13 protein-coding genes are annotated in these 17,079 nt (G+C 72.0%); 10 read left to right on the top strand and 3 right to left on the bottom strand.

Annotated elements, in window-relative coordinates:
• Positions 1 to 622 precede the first annotated feature (622 nt).
• The gene (locus ACWEF6_RS33980; protein ID WP_103341201.1) at positions 623 to 1,087 is read right to left on the bottom strand and encodes a metallopeptidase family protein; all 465 of its coding nucleotides are present in this window, start codon (positions 1,085 to 1,087) and stop codon (positions 623 to 625) included.
• A gap of 79 nt (positions 1,088 to 1,166) precedes the next feature.
• Between ACWEF6_RS33980 and ACWEF6_RS33975 the strand changes: the two genes are divergently transcribed.
• The 5 genes from ACWEF6_RS33975 (at position 1,167) to manA (ending at position 5,625) form a co-directional block, all read left to right on the top strand.
• Positions 1,167 to 1,520 carry a DUF3499 domain-containing protein gene (locus tag ACWEF6_RS33975; RefSeq protein ID WP_033261311.1) on the top strand — a complete coding sequence of 118 codons (354 nt, stop codon included), beginning with the start codon at positions 1,167 to 1,169 and terminating at the stop codon, positions 1,518 to 1,520.
• A gap of 80 nt (positions 1,521 to 1,600) precedes the next feature.
• Positions 1,601 to 2,956 (top strand): phosphomannomutase/phosphoglucomutase, encoded by a 1,356-nt coding sequence (locus ACWEF6_RS33970; RefSeq protein WP_449686682.1) that lies wholly within the window; start codon positions 1,601 to 1,603, stop codon positions 2,954 to 2,956.
• An 86-nt stretch (positions 2,957 to 3,042) separates the two neighbouring features.
• On the top strand, positions 3,043 to 3,264 hold the full coding sequence (locus ACWEF6_RS33965) for a Trm112 family protein (protein ID WP_410607498.1): 222 nt from the start codon (positions 3,043 to 3,045) through the stop codon (positions 3,262 to 3,264).
• Positions 3,248 to 4,342, top strand: coding sequence for a hypothetical protein (locus ACWEF6_RS33960; RefSeq protein ID WP_449686681.1), 1,095 nt, complete (start codon positions 3,248 to 3,250; stop codon positions 4,340 to 4,342). Before ACWEF6_RS33965 ends, ACWEF6_RS33960 begins: the two co-directional genes overlap by 17 nt.
• Before the next feature lie 53 nt (positions 4,343 to 4,395).
• Complete coding sequence (gene manA / locus ACWEF6_RS33955; protein ID WP_449686684.1) at positions 4,396 to 5,625, top strand: mannose-6-phosphate isomerase, class I; 1,230 nt, start codon at positions 4,396 to 4,398, stop codon at positions 5,623 to 5,625.
• Between the two features lie 391 nt (positions 5,626 to 6,016).
• Here the strand turns inward: manA and ACWEF6_RS33950 are convergent, their stop codons facing one another.
• The gene (locus ACWEF6_RS33950) at positions 6,017 to 8,944 is read right to left on the bottom strand and encodes a BTAD domain-containing putative transcriptional regulator (protein ID WP_449686680.1); all 2,928 of its coding nucleotides are present in this window, start codon (positions 8,942 to 8,944) and stop codon (positions 6,017 to 6,019) included.
• 326 nt (positions 8,945 to 9,270) lie between these two features.
• On the opposite strand from ACWEF6_RS33950, the gene ACWEF6_RS33945 reads away from it, so the two are divergent.
• The 4 genes from ACWEF6_RS33945 (at position 9,271) to ACWEF6_RS33930 (ending at position 13,159) form a co-directional block, all read left to right on the top strand.
• Positions 9,271 to 9,588: a helix-turn-helix domain-containing protein gene (locus tag ACWEF6_RS33945; RefSeq protein ID WP_449686679.1), complete on the top strand. Its 318-nt coding sequence runs from the start codon at positions 9,271 to 9,273 to the stop codon at positions 9,586 to 9,588.
• Between the two features lie 85 nt (positions 9,589 to 9,673).
• Positions 9,674 to 10,591 carry a cation diffusion facilitator family transporter gene (locus ACWEF6_RS33940; RefSeq protein WP_449686678.1) on the top strand — a complete coding sequence of 306 codons (918 nt, stop codon included), beginning with the start codon at positions 9,674 to 9,676 and terminating at the stop codon, positions 10,589 to 10,591.
• Positions 10,592 to 10,679: 88 nt separating this feature from the next.
• On the top strand, positions 10,680 to 12,206 hold the full coding sequence (locus ACWEF6_RS33935; RefSeq protein WP_449686677.1) for an amino acid permease: 1,527 nt from the start codon (positions 10,680 to 10,682) through the stop codon (positions 12,204 to 12,206).
• Positions 12,207 to 12,475: 269 nt separating this feature from the next.
• Positions 12,476 to 13,159, top strand: a complete 684-nt coding sequence (locus ACWEF6_RS33930; protein WP_449686676.1) for an LPXTG cell wall anchor domain-containing protein — start codon at positions 12,476 to 12,478, stop codon at positions 13,157 to 13,159.
• A 51-nt stretch (positions 13,160 to 13,210) separates the two neighbouring features.
• Here the strand turns inward: ACWEF6_RS33930 and ACWEF6_RS33925 are convergent, their stop codons facing one another.
• Positions 13,211 to 15,469, bottom strand: a complete 2,259-nt coding sequence (locus ACWEF6_RS33925) for a hypothetical protein (RefSeq protein WP_449686675.1) — start codon at positions 15,467 to 15,469, stop codon at positions 13,211 to 13,213.
• A gap of 92 nt (positions 15,470 to 15,561) precedes the next feature.
• Here ACWEF6_RS33925 and ahcY point away from each other — a divergent pair, with 92 nt between their 5' ends.
• Complete coding sequence (ahcY, locus tag ACWEF6_RS33920; RefSeq protein WP_449686674.1) at positions 15,562 to 17,034, top strand: adenosylhomocysteinase; 1,473 nt, start codon at positions 15,562 to 15,564, stop codon at positions 17,032 to 17,034.
• Positions 17,035 to 17,079 lie beyond the last annotated feature (45 nt).

The raw sequence follows: 17,079 nt of genomic DNA, 5'->3' as shown, positions 1-17,079 counted from the left end.
ATAAACTCTCTTTCCCTACTCGTCGCTCTTCCGATCTCCCGCAACCCACCACCCAGAGCTGGGTGAGGGCGCAGGCTTGCGGGCCCGGCTCAAAGTGATAGGCCTCGTTCAGGCGACGGGATGACCACCCCGCGGCCCACCCCACCCAACGCTGGCTAGCAGCGGTAGCCGGTGGTCATCCCGGAGCCTGCCTGTCCGGCGAGGACGCTTTTGTTTTCTCTGCCGCGGCAGAGAAAACTCTGCCGCGGCTGGGCGGGTCCGACCTCCCCCGCCCCTCCGGTGGGAGTCTCAGTCGTCGCCCGGGTGTGTCAAGGCGGGAAAGCGTGCCTTGACACACCCGGTCGCCGACTGAAGGGATGGCTGGGATGAGGGGCGGGGGAGGTCTGGTGACGTCGCTGGTCTCCTTGCGCTCCCGGCCGCCGGTCCGCAGGTGGCGATGTTGTGGCCGGCTTGCGCCTCCGGCCGTCGGTTCGCAGCGCTCCCATCCCGGCTTGCGCCCTCGGCCGCCGGTCCGCGGGAGGCGATGCCGTGGCCGGCTTGCGCCCCCGGCCGCCGGTCCGCAGCGCCCCGAGCCCGCCTAGCGCTCCCGCCCGCCGGTTCGCGACACCGGTGACCCCCGGGCCTACTCGCCCTCGATGACGTCCGGCTCCACACCCAGATACCCGGCCACCTGCTCCACCAGCACGTCGTGCACCAGTTCGGCCAGCTCCGACGGGTCCTTCGCCCGTGCCTCCAGCGGCCGCCGGTACAGCACGATCCGCGCCCGCGTCGGCAAGCCCGTCCGGTCCACCCCCGCCGGGACCAGCCTCGACAGCGGCACCGCTCCGTCGTGGAGCACCCCATCCGCCGGTGAGTGGCCGTTCTCGCGGATCTCCGGTACGTCGTCGACCGCCACGTCCAGTTTTGTCAGCTCGTGGCGCCAGCGGGCCTCGATCGGCTCCAGTGCGTCGAGCACCAGTGCGTCGAACCTCTCCGCGCGGCTCGCGGCGGCGGGCAGGGTTGCCGGATACAGCGTCCCGCGCAGGCCCCGGCCGTGCCGGTCCCGTCGCGAGCGCCGCCGCTGTCGGTAATCACGTGCCGTCGCCACGCCCGAAGTCTATGCGGTCCGCACGTCCCAGCGCGTGTCGCTCCTCCAGGCTTGCGGTGACGCGCTATCGTTTCGTTTCGTGCGGAGCGTACGGAAGTGTTCGCGTACTGGCTGTCTCGAGCCAGCTGTGGCCACGCTGACGTATGCGTACAGCGACTCCACCGCCGTCGTCGGCCCGCTGGCCACTGCCTCCGAGCCCCACTCGTACGACCTCTGCGAAGCCCACGCGCTGCGGCTGACCGTCCCCAAGGGCTGGGAAGTCGTCCGGCACGAAGGCGCCTTTGCCGCTCCGGACCCGTCGGCCGACGAACTGACCGCGCTGGCCGAGGCCGTGCGGGAGGCCGGGCGGTCCGACAAACCCGCTCCCGCGCCCGAGCCGGAGGGCCCGTCCGGGCGCCGCGGCCACCTGCGCGTCCTCCCCGGCCGCGCCTGAACGCGTAACCCACTCACCCCGCCGGTAGGCTTTCCGCGCGGCGCAGCGGGCGCCGGGACGACTATTCGCGGGGAGACGGCGTGCCAGACCTTTCGGGCATCGTGAAGGCCTACGACATTCGCGGCGTGGTCGGCGAGCAGCTCGACGCGGACCTCGTCCGCGACTTCGGCGCCGCGTTCGCCCTGCTCATCAAGCCGGAAGCACCCTCGGTGGTGATCGGCCACGACATGCGTGACTCCTCGCCGGCCCTGGCGGCCGCGTTCGCCGAGGGCGTCACCTCGCAGGGCCTCGACGTGGTCAGCATCGGGCTGGCCAGCACCGACCAGCTGTACTTCGCCTCGGGCTCGCTGAACATGCCGGGCGCGATGTTCACCGCCAGCCACAACCCGGCCAAGTACAACGGCATCAAGATGTGCCGCGCGGGCGCGTCGCCGGTCGGGCAGGACACCGGGCTCGCCGAGATCCGCGACACCGTCGAGCAGGGCGTGCCCGGGTTCGAGGGCCAGCGCGGCTCGATCACCGAGCGGGACGTCCTCGCCGACTACGCCGCCTACCTGCGCAACCTCGTCGACCTGTCCGGCAGCCGGCCGCTGAAGATCGTGGTCGACGCCGGGAACGGCATGGGCGGGCACACCGTCCCGACCGTGTTCGAGGGGCTGCCGATCGACGTCGTGCCGATGTACTTCGAGCTCGACGGCACCTTCCCGAACCACGAGGCCAACCCGCTCGACCCGGCGAACATCGTCGACCTGCAGGCGAAGGTCCGCGAGGTCGGCGCCGACGCCGGCGTGGCCTTCGACGGCGACGCCGACCGCTGCTTCATCGTCGACGAGCGCGGCGAGCCGGTTTCGCCGAGCGCGATCACCGCGCTGGTCGCCGTCCGCGAGCTGGCCAAGGACCCGGGCGGCACGATCATCCACAACCTGATCACGTCCAAGGGCGTGCCGGAGATCGTCGCCGAGCACGGCGGCAAGCCGGTCCGCACCCGCGTCGGGCACTCGTTCATCAAGGCCGAGATGGCCAAGACCGGCGCCATCTTCGGCGGCGAGCACTCCGCGCACTACTACTTCCGCGACTTCTGGCGCGCCGACACCGGCATGCTGGCGGCGCTGCACGTCCTCGCCGCGCTCGGCGAGCAGACCGGCCCGCTGAGCGACCTGACCAGCGCGTACTCCCGCTACGCGGCCTCCGGGGAGATCAACTCCACGGTCGACGACCAGGTCGCGAAGATGATGGCGGTCAAGGACACCTTCGGCACCCGCTCCGGCGTCGAGATCGACGAGCTGGACGGCCTGACCGTGCAGCTGCCGGGCGGCGCCTGGTTCAACCTGCGCCCGTCGAACACCGAACCGCTGCTCCGGCTGAACGTCGAGGCCGCGAACGCCGAAGCCGTGCAGGGGCTGGTGGACGAAGTACTCGCGATCATCCGCAACTGACCGTCCACGGTGAAGGGCGGCCGCGGGGCCGAACTGTGTCCTTGAAGTGCCCTTCACCACACCTTCTCGCGTGGTATGGAGGAACCATGGCCATCACGCTCGACGCCCAGCTCCTCGAGATCCTGGCGTGCCCGTCGCCCGATCACGCCCCGCTCCGGCCGGGCGCCCCGGACGACCCCGAGGCCGACGCGCTGACGTGCACGGAGTGCGGCCGGGTGTACCCGGTCCGTGACGGCATCCCGGTGCTGCTGCTCGACGAAGCGACCCTGCCGGGTGACAGCGGAAATTCCGATGCCGACAGTGCTTGACGACTCATTGCTCGACGACCCCGCGCGCCTGGCCGAGGCCGACAGCGCGGGGTTGCTCCGGGCTGCCGCGATGGCGGGCGCCCAGGTGCGGGCGACCGCCGAGCTCGCCGCGGAACTGGAGCTGTCCGAGCGGCTCGACATGGGCCGCCCGCGCGCCGTCGTGCTGATCGACCGGCCGGGGGTGAGCCGCACGCTCACGCGGCTGCTGGCCGCCCTGCTGGCGCCCTCGTGCCCGGTTCCGGTGGTCACCGCCGAGGTGGTGCCGAGCTGGATCGGCGCCCTCGACGTCGTGTTCGCGCACACCGACGACCCGGGTGACCGGGAACTCGCCGCGTCGCTGGAGCGCGCCGCCCGCTACGGCGCCTCGGTGGTGCTTTCGGCGCCGTCGGAAGGCCCGGTGGCGGCCGCCGTGGCCGGCAAGGGCATCCTGCTGGCGCCGCGGATCCCGGTGCCGCCGGAGCTGGCGTTCCCACGCGGCCTGGCCGCCGGGCTGCTCACCGCGAACGCGCTGGGCCTGCTGATCTCCGACGTCCAGGTGCTGGCCGACCAGCTGGACCTCGAAGCCGAGAAGGACTACCTGGCCCGGGAGTCGTTCGCGAACCCGGCCAAGGCGCTGGCGCTGCGCGTCGCCGACCGCGTGCCCCTGCTGTGGGGGCTGGACCCGGTCGCGGTCGCCGTCGGCGAACACGCTGCGCACGCATTCGCCGCCCACGCGGCCACGGTGTGCGACGTCGAGGACTATCGTCAGGCCCTGGCGCGCCCCGCATTGCGGCGGGCGGCGCAATCAGGTGGCGCGGAGCGTGACATCTTCGCTGATCCGGACGATCCCTCTGGTGACATCCCCACCCGGGTGCTGCTGCTCTCGGTGCGGACCGGTCCGGCTACGGACGCGGCGCGCTACCAGGCCGAGGATCTGCTGCCGGGTGCGGACGTCATCGCGCCGGCCGAGGAGATCGAGGCCGACGAAATCGTGCGGGCCGCGGTGCTGGCACTGCGGTTCGAACTGGCGGCGGTCTATCTCGGGCTGGCGGCGGGCAGCATCGGCGGCGCGGGTCGCTTCGCGCCCGCGACGGCGTGAGAGCCGCCTAGCACCGGCGTGGCCGGTGCCGAAGGAGTGGAGTTGAGGTGACAGTGGAGCTGCTGCGCAATGCGGTGCGGCCCTACGCCTGGGGATCGCGGACGGCGATCCCCGAGCTGCTGGGCCGTCCGGTACCCGCGCCGCACCCCGAGGCCGAGCTGTGGATGGGTGCCCACCCGGGTGACCCGTCGCACGTCATCGGCCCCGACGGGACCGAGCGGAGCCTGCTCGAGCTGGTGGACGCCGACCCGGTGACCCAGCTCGGCGAGCGCTGCGCGAAGCGGTGGGGCGGGCGGCTCCCGTTCCTGTTGAAGATCCTCGCGGCGGAGGAGCCGCTGTCGATGCAGGCGCACCCGTCGGCGGCCCAGGCCGCGGAGGGGCACGCCCGCGAGGAGCAGCTCGGGATTCCGAGGGACGCGGCGAACCGCAACTACCCGGATCCGACGGCGAAGCCGGAGCTGGTCTGCGCGCTGACGGAGTTCCACGCGCTGGCCGGGTTCCGGGCGCCGGACCGGACGGTGAAGCTGCTGAAGGCGATCGAGACGCCGGGACTGGCGAAGTACACCGGGCTGCTGGAGGCCCAGCCGGACCCGTCCGGGCTGCGTGCGCTGTTCACGACGTGGATCACGCTGCCGCAGGCGTCGCTGGATTCGCTGCTGCCGGAGGTGCTCGACGCGTGCGTCCGGCACGTCCAGGAGCACGGCGAGTTCGCGGTCGAGTGCCGGACGATCCTGGAGCTGGGCGAGGCCCACCCGCGCGACGCCGGCGTGCTGGCGGCGTTGCTGCTGAACCGCTTGACGCTGCGCGCGGGCGAGGCGATCTACCTGCCGGCGGGCAACCTGCACCTGTACCTCCACGGGACGGCCGTGGAGATCCTGGCGAACTCGGACAACATCCTGCGGTGTGGTCTGACGCCGAAGCACGTGGACGTCCCGGAGCTGCTGCGCGTGGTGGATTTCGCGTGCGGCGAGATGCCGGTCCAGTGCGGCGACGTGGGTGGCCGGATGGCGGTGTACCGCACGGACGCACCGGAGTTCGAGCTGTCCCGCGTGGAGTGGCCGGCCGGCCAGGACGACGAGATTTCGGTCGACAGCGTCGGCCCCCAGATCCTGCTGTGCACGGCGGGAGCCCTGCTGGTGACGGCGGACGACGGCGAGAAGGTCGAGCTGAGGCGGGGCCAGTCGGTCTGGCTCCCGGCGGCGGACCCACCGGTCCGGATCCGCGCGACGGGCGGAGAGCGAGCCCAGCTCTTCCGCGCGACGGCGGGCACCTGCGAGGACTGACCCACGTTCGAGGCTGGCCTTTCTGTGTGCGTTCCGTGTGGCGGCCTCCGCCACGATCAACACCAAGGGGGGACCCTGGTGCGCTGATGCGCGCCGCCGGGTCCGCTGGGGGTGGCGCCGGTCGGATACGCCCGGCGTCCGTGGGCTGAAGGTGGTGCCGCGAGGGGGCGGCACCACTTCGGCGGCCCACCTGGCTGGGGGAGGGTGCTGCGAGGGGACGGCCACCCCGGCAGGGGGTCGAGGGGAGCGGCCGCCCGCCAGGAGGCCACCCCCGGCAGGCCGCGGCGAGACGGGTGGTGCGGTGAGGGGGCAGCACCACCCCGTCTCGCCCGTGGCAGCCCGTCAGGTCGGCTCGGCGAGAAGGCGGGCCGGGTCCAGCCAGGCCGCGCCGCTAAGCCGGCTCGGTCAGGGCCAACAGCGCTCGCCTCAAGGCGGCCGCGCTGGCGTCGCGGGGGTTCAGGAGCTCCGCCGCCTCCGTTGCCGCCTCGGCTGCCGCCAGTGCATCCCCGGTCGCCAAGTACGCCCGGTGCAGCACCAGCCACGTCAGGCCCGTTGCCGCCCTTCCGCCCATCTCGCGGAACTCGTCCAAGCACGCTCGCAGCACCGGGATTGCCTGCGCCGCCCGTCCCTCGCCGATCCAAGCCGCCGCCAGGGCTCGGGTGCACGACAGCTCCCTCGGCCTCTCGTCCAGCTCTCGCGCCAGCTCGCGGGCCTCCTCGAACGCCGCCGTTGCGTTGTCCCGCAGTCCGGTTGCCGCCGAGATTGCGCCGTGTGTGCGCAACGACTTCGCCAGTGCCGAACGCGCCATCGTTCCGCGCAGCAGCTCCACCGACTCCGCGATCGCCGCCAGCGCGCCCGCGTCGTCGCCCGTCAGCAGCGATGACCACGCGAACCCGTGCAGGGCCTCGCCGATCACCCGGGCGTCGCCGGACGAACGAGCCGCCGCCAGCGCCGCTCGGTCGACCTCGTGGGCGTCGGAAATCCGGCCCAGCCGCAGCAACGCCGCCGACTCCGCCGCCCGGACCCAGCCGAGTTCGGCCGCGGAACCGTCCACTGTGAACAGTTCGTGGGCGTGGGCCGCCGTCTCCAGGGCCTCCTCCGCGCGGCCCAAGCCGATCAAGCAGTGCGCCAGGTTCGCCGACACCCATGCGTGCGTACGGCGATCGCCCGCGGACTCCAGCTCCTTGGCGCACGCCCGGTAACGGACCGCCGCCTCCTCGTACTCGCCGCGCGCGTGCCGCAGCAGGGTCAGCGTCGCCTCCGCCACCGTTGCCAGCGGGGGATCCGCGGCCGACACCGACTCGTACGCCGCGCGCATGTCGGCGTACTGGCCGTGCAGGTACAGGTAGACGCCGAGGCGGTCGAGCAGCAGCAGGGCGTCCCGCGGGCCGAGCGTGCCGATCAGCAGCACCAGGTTCGCGCGCTCGGCGGCGAACCAGTCGTCCGGACGCGCCAGCAGCCGCTCCACCAGCGAATCCGGCAACGGCTGTGCGGGCGGCCCGGGAGCCGGGGGCGGCATCGGCACCGTGCGCGGCAACCGGGCCGCCGCCTCGTCGGCGAGCGCGAGCGTGGCCGCCAGCACCGTGCGGAGACCTTCGCTGGGCGCCGGGTCGTCGAGCTCCGCCGCGTACAGCCGGACGAGGTCGTGCATCCGGTAACGACCCTCGCCCGTCCGGTCCGCTCCGCGCGCCTCCAGCAGGCTTGCCTCGACGAGCTCTTCGACGGCCTCGTCCGGGTCGTCGACCAGGGTGGTGACCGCCCATGCCGGCAGGTCGGCGAGGCGGCAGCGCCCGAGCAGCCGGAACGCTCGCTGCGCAGGCGGCCGCAAAGCCTCGTAGCTCAGCGCGATGCTGCTCCGGACGGCGAGATCGCTCACGGTCAGCTCGTCGAGCCTGCGGACCTCGTCCTCCAGCCGGCCGGCCAGCTCGCCGAGCCGCAGGTGCGGGCGGATGGCCAGCCTGCTGCCCGCGATCCGCAGCGCCAGCGGCAGTCGCGCGCACGCGGTGATGATCCGCTCGGCCTCGGCACGCTCCCGGTCCACCCGCGCCCCGGCCAGGCGGTGCAGCAGCTCGGCGGCGTCCGCGCCGGACAGGGGGCCGAGGGGCAGCCGGTGGGCGCCGGCCAGCCCGCTCAGCCGCCGCCGGCTCGTCACGAGCACCGCGCAGCCCGGCGTGCCCGGCAGCAGCGTGCGGACGTGCTCGGGGTCGACGGCGTCGTCGAGCACCACCAGCACCCGCCGATCGGTGAGCCGGCCGCGGAACACCGCCGCGCGCGCCCGGACGTCGTCCGGCACCGCCGGGCCGGGGACGCCCAGCGCGCGCAGCAGGTCGGCCAGCACCTCCCCGATGTCCCGCCCCGCCAGCGGTACGTACAGCTGGCCGTCCGGGAACCGCGCGCGCAGCCGATGCGCGGCCCGCACGGCGAGGGTGCTCTTGCCCGCTCCCGGCTCGCCGCTGAGCACCGCGACCGGGACACCGATGCCGGATCCGAGCACACCGGTCAGCTCCGCCAGCTCGGTGTCGCGGCCGGTGAAGTCCCCGATGTCCGGCGGGAGCTGGCACACCGGCCACACCGCGGGCGGCAGCCGCGGCACCGGGTCCTCGCCGCGCAGGACGGCCGCGTGCACCCGGCGGGCCTCCGCGCCGGGCTCGACGCCGAGTTCCTCGATCAGCGTGGTCCGCAGCCGCCGGTAGACCTCCAGCGCGCTGCCCTGCTGGCCGGCCCGGTGCAGCGCGATCATCAGCTGCGCGGCCAGCCGTTCGCGCAGCGGGTGCTCGGTGATCATGGCCTGCAGTTCGCCGGTGAGCTCGCCGTGCCGCCCGGCGGTCAGCTCCGCGTCGACGCAGTCCTCGAACACGGCCAGCCGCTCGGACTCCAGCCGGGCGATGTCGGCGTCGAGCCGCGGCACGTGCAGCCCGGCCAGCACCGGCCCCCGCCACAGCGCGAGCGCCCGCCGGTAGTGCCCGGCGGCGGCCACCGGATCCGCGGCGCGCCGCCCCTCGGCGACGGCGGACCGGAAGACGAGCAGGTCGAGCTCCGCCGGCTCGACGTCCAGCCGGTAGCCGGCCGGGCCGTGCTCGACGCGCAGGCCCTCGATCCGCTCGCGCAGCCGCGAGAGGTAGGTGTGCAGGTTGGACGTGTACGACTTGGGCGGCCCATCCGGCCACAGCGCCTCGACGAGCACGTCGACGGGGACCGGCCGCCCGGCGTTGAGCAGCAGCACGGCCAGCAGCGTGCGCTGCCGCTCACCGCGCAGGACCGCCCACCGGCCCGGCGGGCTTTCCACGGCGAGCGGACCGAGCACGGCGAAGTGCGCCATGTCACCTTCCCGGGTGAGGCCGACAGGAAAACCCACGGTAGCGAAGGGGTACGACAGAACCGGCGGCCGCGGTGCCCGGCGATCGGAGCCCGGCCGAGCGGATTGGCGCCGGGCTGGGCGAACGCGCAGCGAGAATCCGGCCCGACGGCGGCCGACCGGCGCGCTTGGCATCGCTCGACGCGCCGGCCGAAGTGGCCCGGGCCCGGGTGGCCGCTGGTAGACACGATCGTCGGGTTTCGGAGCCGAAATCTGAAGGAGCTGCGGCCGCTGGCCGAGGATCGGTACGAGCGCTATCCGAAGGAACGCCAGGCAAAGGAGGGCCGACCATGACGGGCTACACGCGTTGGAAGGATGTCCGCGCGACGCATGTCGAGCGAGCCGGCGGCGAGGAAGCGGTCGAGGCGGGCAAGCAGGAGCTGCTCGCCGTGGTCCAAGGCCATCGCCTCGCCGAGATCCGCCGGGGTCGCGGCCTGACCCAGCAACAGCTGGCCGAGCGGATGGGCGTCACCAAGGGCCGGGTGTCCCAGATCGAACAGGGCAAGATCTCCGGCCTGGAGGTACTCGCCCGCTATGCCGTTGCTTTGGGCGGGCGCCTGCACCAGGCGATCTACTTCGAGGACGGTGACATCGCCGCCATCGCCTGAGCGATTCTCCGGCCGGTGACGACCGGACGGGACCGGCCCCATTAGGCTCCACCCGGACATTTCAGGACCTACCAGGGGAGCGGTCGTGTCAGCTGGAGGCGGAACCAAGGCGATCCTCGCGGCACTCGGGGCGAACGCCGGGATCGCGGCGGCGAAGTTCGTCGGCTTCCTCGTCACGGGGTCGTCGTCGATGCTGGCCGAGTCCGTGCACTCGCTGGCCGACACCACGAACCAGGGCCTGCTGCTGCTCGGCCAGAAGACGTCGAAGCGGGAAGCGGACAAGGAGCACCCGTTCGGCTACGGCCGCGACCGGTACTTCTACTCCTTCATCGTCGCGCTGATGCTCTTCACGCTCGGCTCGGCTTTCGCGATCTACGAAGGCATCCACAAGATCGGCCACCCGGAGCCGCTCGAATCGCCGATCGTCGCCGTGATCATCCTGGTGGTCGCGGTCGCCCTGGAGGGCTACAGCTTCTACACCGCCGTCGGCGAGTCGAAGAAGATCAAGGGCGACGCGAGCTGGTGGGGCTTCATCCGCCAGGCCAAGGAGCCCGAGCTGCCGGTCGTGCTGCTCGAGGACGCCGGCGCGCTGCTCGGCCTGGTCTTCGCGCTGCTGGGTGTCGGGCTCTCGGTCGTCACCGGCGACCCGGTCTGGGACGGCGTCGGCACCCTGGCGATCGGCGCGCTGCTCGGCGTCATCGCGATCATCCTGATCATCGAGATGAAGAGCCTGCTCATCGGCGAAGGCGCCAACGAGGGCGTCCTCGCGACGATCGTCGACGAGCTCGCCGCGGGCAAGGTCGAGCGCGTCATCCACATCCGCACCCAGTATCTGGGCCCGGACGAGCTGCTCGTCGCGGCGAAGCTGGCGCTGGTGCCGGGGCTCGACACGGCCGAGGTGGCGACGGCCATCGACGACGCCGAGGCCCGCGTCCGCGCCAAGGTGCCGGTGGCCAAGCTGATCTACCTCGAACCGGACCTCGACCGCAGTCTTGCGCGGTAGCCGGATCAGTCTTCGGCGAGCCGTCACGCACCTGACCCGATAGGGTGACCTACTGCGATACATGCAGGCCAGCCGCAGGAGGTCAACGGTGCCCGGAACGGGATTGTGGCGCACTAAATCGATCGAACAGTCCATTGCGGACACCGACGAGCCGGACACCAAGCTCCGGCGGAACCTGAGCGCGTGGGACCTCACGGTCTTCGGCGTCGCCGTGGTCATCGGTGCCGGCATCTTCACGCTGACCGCGCGGACGGCGGGTGACTACGCCGGGCCCTCGGTGTCGCTGGCCTTCGTCTTCGCGGCGATCGCCTGCGCGCTGGCGGCGTTGTGCTACGCCGAGTTCGCCTCGACCGTGCCGGTCGCGGGCAGCGCGTACACGTTCTCCTACGCCACCTTCGGCGAGTTCATGGCGTGGATCATCGGCTGGGACCTGATCCTCGAGCTCGCCGTCGGCGCCGCCGCGGTGTCCAAGGGCTGGTCGGTGTACCTCGAGACGGTGCTCGGCTACCTCTTCGGCAAGGGCACGAAGACGACGTTCGACATCGGTAGCGTCACCGTCGACTGGGGTGCGCTGCTCGTCGTGGCGATCCTGACGGTCCTGCTGGCGGTCGGGACGAAGCTGTCCTCGCGGGTCTCGATGGTGATCACCGGGATCAAGGTCGCCGTGGTGCTGTTCGTGATCATCCTCGGCCTCTTCTACATCAAGGGCGCCAACTACACGCCGTACATCCCGCCGGGCGAGACCGGCGGGGCCGGCCAGACCGGGGTCGACCAGTCGCTGTTCTCCCTGATCGCGGGCGGCGCGAGCAGCTCGTTCGGCGTCTTCGGCCTGCTGGCCGGCGCTTCGCTGGTGTTCTTCGCCTTCATCGGCTTCGACATCGTCGCGACCACCGCGGAGGAGACCCGGAACCCGCAGAAGGCCGTGCCGCGCGGGATCATGGGCTCGCTGGCCATCGTGACCGTCCTGTACGTCGCGGTGTCGCTGGTGGTCGTCGGCATGACGTCGTACAAGGACCTCGCGACCAAGGCGGGCGACGGCAGCCACAAGACCCTCGCGACGGCGTTCTCCGCGAACGGCGTCGACTGGGCCGCCAACATCATTTCCTTCGGCGCGCTGGCCGGCCTGACCACCGTCGTCATGGTGCTCATGCTGGGCCAGGTCCGGATCATCTTCGCGATGTCCCGGGACGGCCTGATGCCGCGCGGCCTGGCGAAGACCGGTGAACACGGCACGCCGAAGCGCGCGACGCTCATCGTCGGCGGGCTGGTCGCGCTCGCGGCCGGGTTCTTCCCGGCGGACAAGCTCGAAGAAATGGTGAACGTCGGCACGCTCTTCGCGTTCGTGCTCGTCTCGGCCGGGGTGCTGGTGCTGCGCCGGACGCGGCCGGAGCTGCCCCGGGCGTTCAAGGTGCCGCTGGTGCCGCTGATCCCGATCCTGGCCATCCTCGCCTGCCTGTGGCTGATGCTGAACCTGACCGTGCTGACCTGGCTGCGGTTCATCGCCTGGATGGTGGTCGGGGTGCTGCTCTACTTCGGCTACAGCCGCCGGCATTCGCTGCTCGGCAAGCGGCAGGCCGAAGGGCTCGACGAACCCGTGAAGGCACCCGAAGCCTGACTTGCGCAGAAAAAGCCCCGCCCTCCTGGACGCCCAGGTCGGCGGGGCTTTTTGCATTTGGTTGCGTTATGCGAGGTTACGACTTGATCAAGACGATCTTGCGATTTGTGCGCAAAGGGGGACCCCGTGTAAGCGGGTGCGTGACGTGCGATACCTTTCGATCCTTCGTGTGCCACTGACGGGTGAATTACAGCCGCGTGATTCCCACGCGCAGTGGCATGCGGTCCCCCGATTTTGCCGTTCCTCCCCCGTTCGGTACTGGAGAACTCATGCGCAGACGTTCCTTCCGCGGCGCCGTTGCGGTCATGGCGCTCACCACCGCCGCCCTGATCGGGACCGCCGGTTCCGCTCTCGCCTGCTACAGCGACGACAACCGTCCCCACCCGACGCCGGGCAAGCCGACCCCGTGCGCCGGTGGCAAGGTCCTCGACCAGAAGGACGTTGTCTTCGAGCTGACGAAGAACAACACCCGGCTGAACATCAAGTCGGTCAACGAGGGCGTCACCGTCACCCGCATCGTCGTGGTCGGCGGCGACGACGGCTTCAACGACTACACGCCGGGCAAGAAGCTCGACAAGAACGCCCCGTGGAACGACCTTCGTGCGCCGTTCAACTACAACGGCAGCCAGCCGAAGATCGACAAGTGGTTCCTGTGCGGCTCGAAGACCACCAAGCCGACCCAGCCCACGACCCCGACGACCAAGCCGACCCGGCCGGCGCCGTCGACCGAGACCACGAAGCCGAGCACCCCGGCGACCTCGGACACCTCGGTGTCGCCGACCAGCTCCACCGCTCCGGCCGTCGTCCCGGCGGGCAACGAGTCGGGCACCGGTGGCGGCCTGGCCAACACCGGTTTCGACAACAGCTGGCTGATCTGGGTCGGCGCGCTGCTGCTCGCCGCCGGTGGTGGCCTGCTCGCGCTGCTGAAGTTCCGCCGCAAGGCTTCCGAGTGAAGCTGAGCTAGTCCCCGGTCGAAGGCCCCTCGCTCCGCGCGCGAGGGGCCTTCACCGTTTCGGGGGGAAGTCCCCGAACAGCGAGCCCTGCTCGCCCCAGGACGGCTTGCCGAGGCCGGCGGCCATCGCGACGGCGTGGTCCCATTCGGCGTCCACCACGTAGTCCTGGTGCTTGAGCACCCCCGGCGCCCAGCGGTGCCGCCCGGTCGGGCCGCGCAGCGGGTCCGGCAGCCAGTGGTCGCCGCCGAGGATCAGGACGCCGGTCCCGTCGGCCGTCGCCGAGACCGGGCCGAAGCCGCCCTCCGGGAGGAACCCGACGCCGTGCAGCCGACGGTCGGCGACCGAGTGCCGCCAGGTCGTCACGCCGCCGCCGAAGATGTCGGTGCCGCGGCACAGGGCCCGCCAGCGGCCGTCGAGGTCGGCGAAGAGCCGCTCCAGCGCTTCCTGCGGCAGCAACGCGGGGAAGGCGCGCTGGTAGCCCCACTGCAACGGCGAGCCGGCGGTCAGGACGCCGACGCGTTCGAGGTCCGCCTCCGGCAGCTCGGCCGCCAGCCGGGCGGCGGCCATGATCGTGAGCAGGCTGCCGAGGTTGTAGCCGGACAGCACCACGCGCGTGCCGGGTTCGGCGAGGTGTTCGCGGGCCCGGGCGGCCAGTTCCGGCACGACCTTCAGCGCGTAGCAGGGCGGGACCGTCGGGTGTGCGGCCCGCGGCCAGAAGCAGACCAGGTCGGCCAGCGCGCCGAGGTGACGGCTGCGCTGCGGCGTGCGCGCGGCTGTGTAGACCACGCGCAGCAGGCCCGCGGCCAGCGCGCCGAGCGCGACCACGCCGATTGCGGACAGCGGCTTGAACCAGCCCGGGACCAGGCCGAACCCGAACCGCAGCACCAGCAGGGCCGCGCCGCCCGCGGACATCGCGCTCGCGACGGCCAGCGCCAGGTGGTGCAGGTGCCGCCGTTCCCACGCCGACCGCGCCCAGGCCGCCGCGGCCTGCCCCTCCTGCCGCTCGTCGTGCTCCATCAGCGCCACGATCTCGGGGATGCCCCGCCGCAGCCGCCGCAGCGGGACGGCGACCGCGAAGCCCGCTACGCCGAGCACCGCGGCCAGCGCCAGCCCCGCGCCCCACAGGACGGTGACCAGCAGGTACGTGTCCGGCACCTTCAGATGCTCCGCCCCGGACAGGCGCCGGAGCGCCTCGGCGAGCCCGGCCCCGAAGCCGCCGCCGAGCAGGCCGGCCAGCGCGAGCACCGGTGCGGCCGCCCAGCCGCCCATCCACGGCCGCAGCCGCTGCGGCTTGTGCTTCCAGCCGGGCCGGGCCAGCAGCGCCGCCGGGGCGAGGAACAGCGCGAACAGCACGGTGACGGCGACCAGGGCCGCGCCGAGGCCTTCGACGACGCCGTTCGTGCCGGGCAGCGGGCCCGTACCCGGCCTGAGCCGCACGGCGGCGACCACGACCAGCAGCGTCGCGAAGGCGAGCACGCCGGGCCGGGCGAACCGGCCGGTGTCGACGCCGATCGCGGCGGCGACGACGGTGGCGAGCACCACGGCGAGGGTGACGATCCAGACGACGAGGCCGACGCTGTCGCCCGGCACGCGGAACGGCCCGCCGAGCAGCAGCAGCGCGACCGAGGCCAGCGCCGCGACGGTGTGCAGGCAGCGCAGCGCCGGCGTCTCCGGGTCGGCGCGCATCCGCAACGGGCCGCCGGTGAGGTCGCCGTCGGCGTGCACCGCCCAGGTCGCGCTGGAAATCCGGTGCAGGACGAAGATCACGACCAGCAGCGGCAGGACGCCGACGGCGATCCGGGCGGCCGTCGTGCGGAGGACGTCCGGGACCACCGGCAGGCAGCCCGAGCCGGGCGCGAGGCACTGCGCGGCGAAGAGGTCGAGCGCGATCGCGGCGAGCTGGCCCATCAGCAGCATCGTCAGCAGCAGGGCACCCACGCGCAGCAGGCCGCGGCAGACGGCGCCGAGGACGCGCGCGAGACGGCTGTCCGTCGGGACCGGCGGCAGCATCCAGAAGGCGACGTTGGCCAGGGAGAACGGGAACAGCAGGGCCCAGGTGGCCTTCGCCGCGCCACCCGACGTCATGCCGTGCCAGAGGTAACCCTCGAGGGTCCGCGGGATCGACCGGCCCAGCGCGGGCAGCACCGGCCCGGGTGCCGGGCGGCGCAGCCGGTCGGCCGGGCGGATCACCCGGCCCAGGCCGTCGCCGGCGACGTCGACGGTCGCCACCGCGTCGAGCAGCGTCTCCCCGCTGGTGCCCACGAGCCCGGCGACGCGGATTTCCACGACGCGGGTGTCCGGGCCGGGCATGGGCACGGTAAGGGCCTCCTAACAGTTCCAGTGACAGTCGAGCGGACAACGGTAGTGTTCGGGTGTCATCGAGTCTTGGAGGAATCGCCACTATGACCCCCGAAAGCGTTGCCAAGCGGCACGAGACCCGCAACGGCATCGAGTTCGCCGTCGCCGACCTCGAAGCCGCCGAGTTCGGCCGCAAGGAGATCCGCCTCGCCGAGCACGAGATGCCGGGCCTGATGGCGCTGCGGCGCGAATACGCGGAGGTCTACCCGCTGCGCGGGGCACGCGTCTCGGGCTCGCTGCACATGACCGTGCAGACCGCGGTGCTGATCGAGACGCTGGTGGCGCTGGGTGCCGAGGTGCGCTGGGCCTCCTGCAACATCTTCTCGACGCAGGACCACGCGGCCGCGGCAGTCGTCGTCGGCCCGCACGGCACGACCGAGGAGCCCAAGGGCGTCCCGGTGTTCGCGTGGAAGGGCGAGTCGCTCGAGGAGTACTGGTGGTGCACCGAGCGGATGCTCACCTGGGACGGCGAGGGCCCGAACATGATCCTCGACGACGGCGGTGACGCCACGATGCTGGTGCACAAGGGCACCGAGTTCGAGAAGACGGGTGTCGTGCCGACCCCGGACGAGAACACCTCGGACGAGTTCCGCGTGTTCCTCGAGCTGCTGCGCACCTCGGTCGCTGCCGACACGGGCAAGTGGACGAAGATCGGCGAAGGCGTCCGCGGCGTCACCGAGGAGACGACGACCGGCGTCCTGCGGCTGTACCAGCTGGCGGCGGCGGGCGAGCTGCTGTTCCCGGCGATCAACGTCAACGACGCGGTGACGAAGTCGAAGTTCGACAACCGCTACGGCATCCGCCACAGCCTGATCGACGGCATCAACCGCGGCACCGACGTCCTGATCGGCGGCAAGGTCGCGGTGGTCTGCGGCTATGGCGACGTCGGCAAGGGCGCGGCGGAGTCCCTGCGCGGCCAGGGCGCCCGTGTGATCGTGACGGAGATCGACCCGATCTGCGCGCTGCAGGCGGCGATGGACGGCTACCAGGTCCGCACCCTGGAGAACGCCCTGCCCGAGGCCGACATCGTGATCACGACGACCGGCAACAAGGACGTCGTGCTGGTCGAGCACATGGCGAAGATGAAGCACCAGGCGATCCTGGGCAACATCGGCCACTTCGACAACGAGCTCGACATGGCCGGGCTGGCGCGCTACCCGGGCATCCGCCGCATCAACATCAAGCCGCAGGTCGACGAGTGGGTGTTCCCGAACGGCAACACGATCATCGTGCTGTCCGAAGGACGCCTGCTGAACCTGGGCAACGCGACCGGGCACCCGTCGTTCGTGATGTCGAACAGCTTCTCGAACCAGGTGATCGCGCAGATCGAGCTGTTCACCAAGCACGAGGAGTACGACAAGGAGGTCTTCCGGCTGCCGAAGAAGCTCGACGAGAAGGTCGCGAAGATCCACCTCCAGGCGCTCGGCGGGGAGCTGACGAAGCTGACCAAGGAGCAGGCGGAGTACATCGACGTGGACGTCGAAGGGCCGTTCAAGCCGGAGCACTACCGGTACTGAGGTCTCGGCCGGCCGGGGCCGCCTCGAAAGTGTTCGGGGCGGCCC

Source organism: Amycolatopsis sp. NPDC004772 (assembly GCF_053601215.1).
The sequence above is the reverse complement of the archived record's forward strand: the minus strand, read 5'-3'. Positions and strand labels throughout refer to the sequence as shown.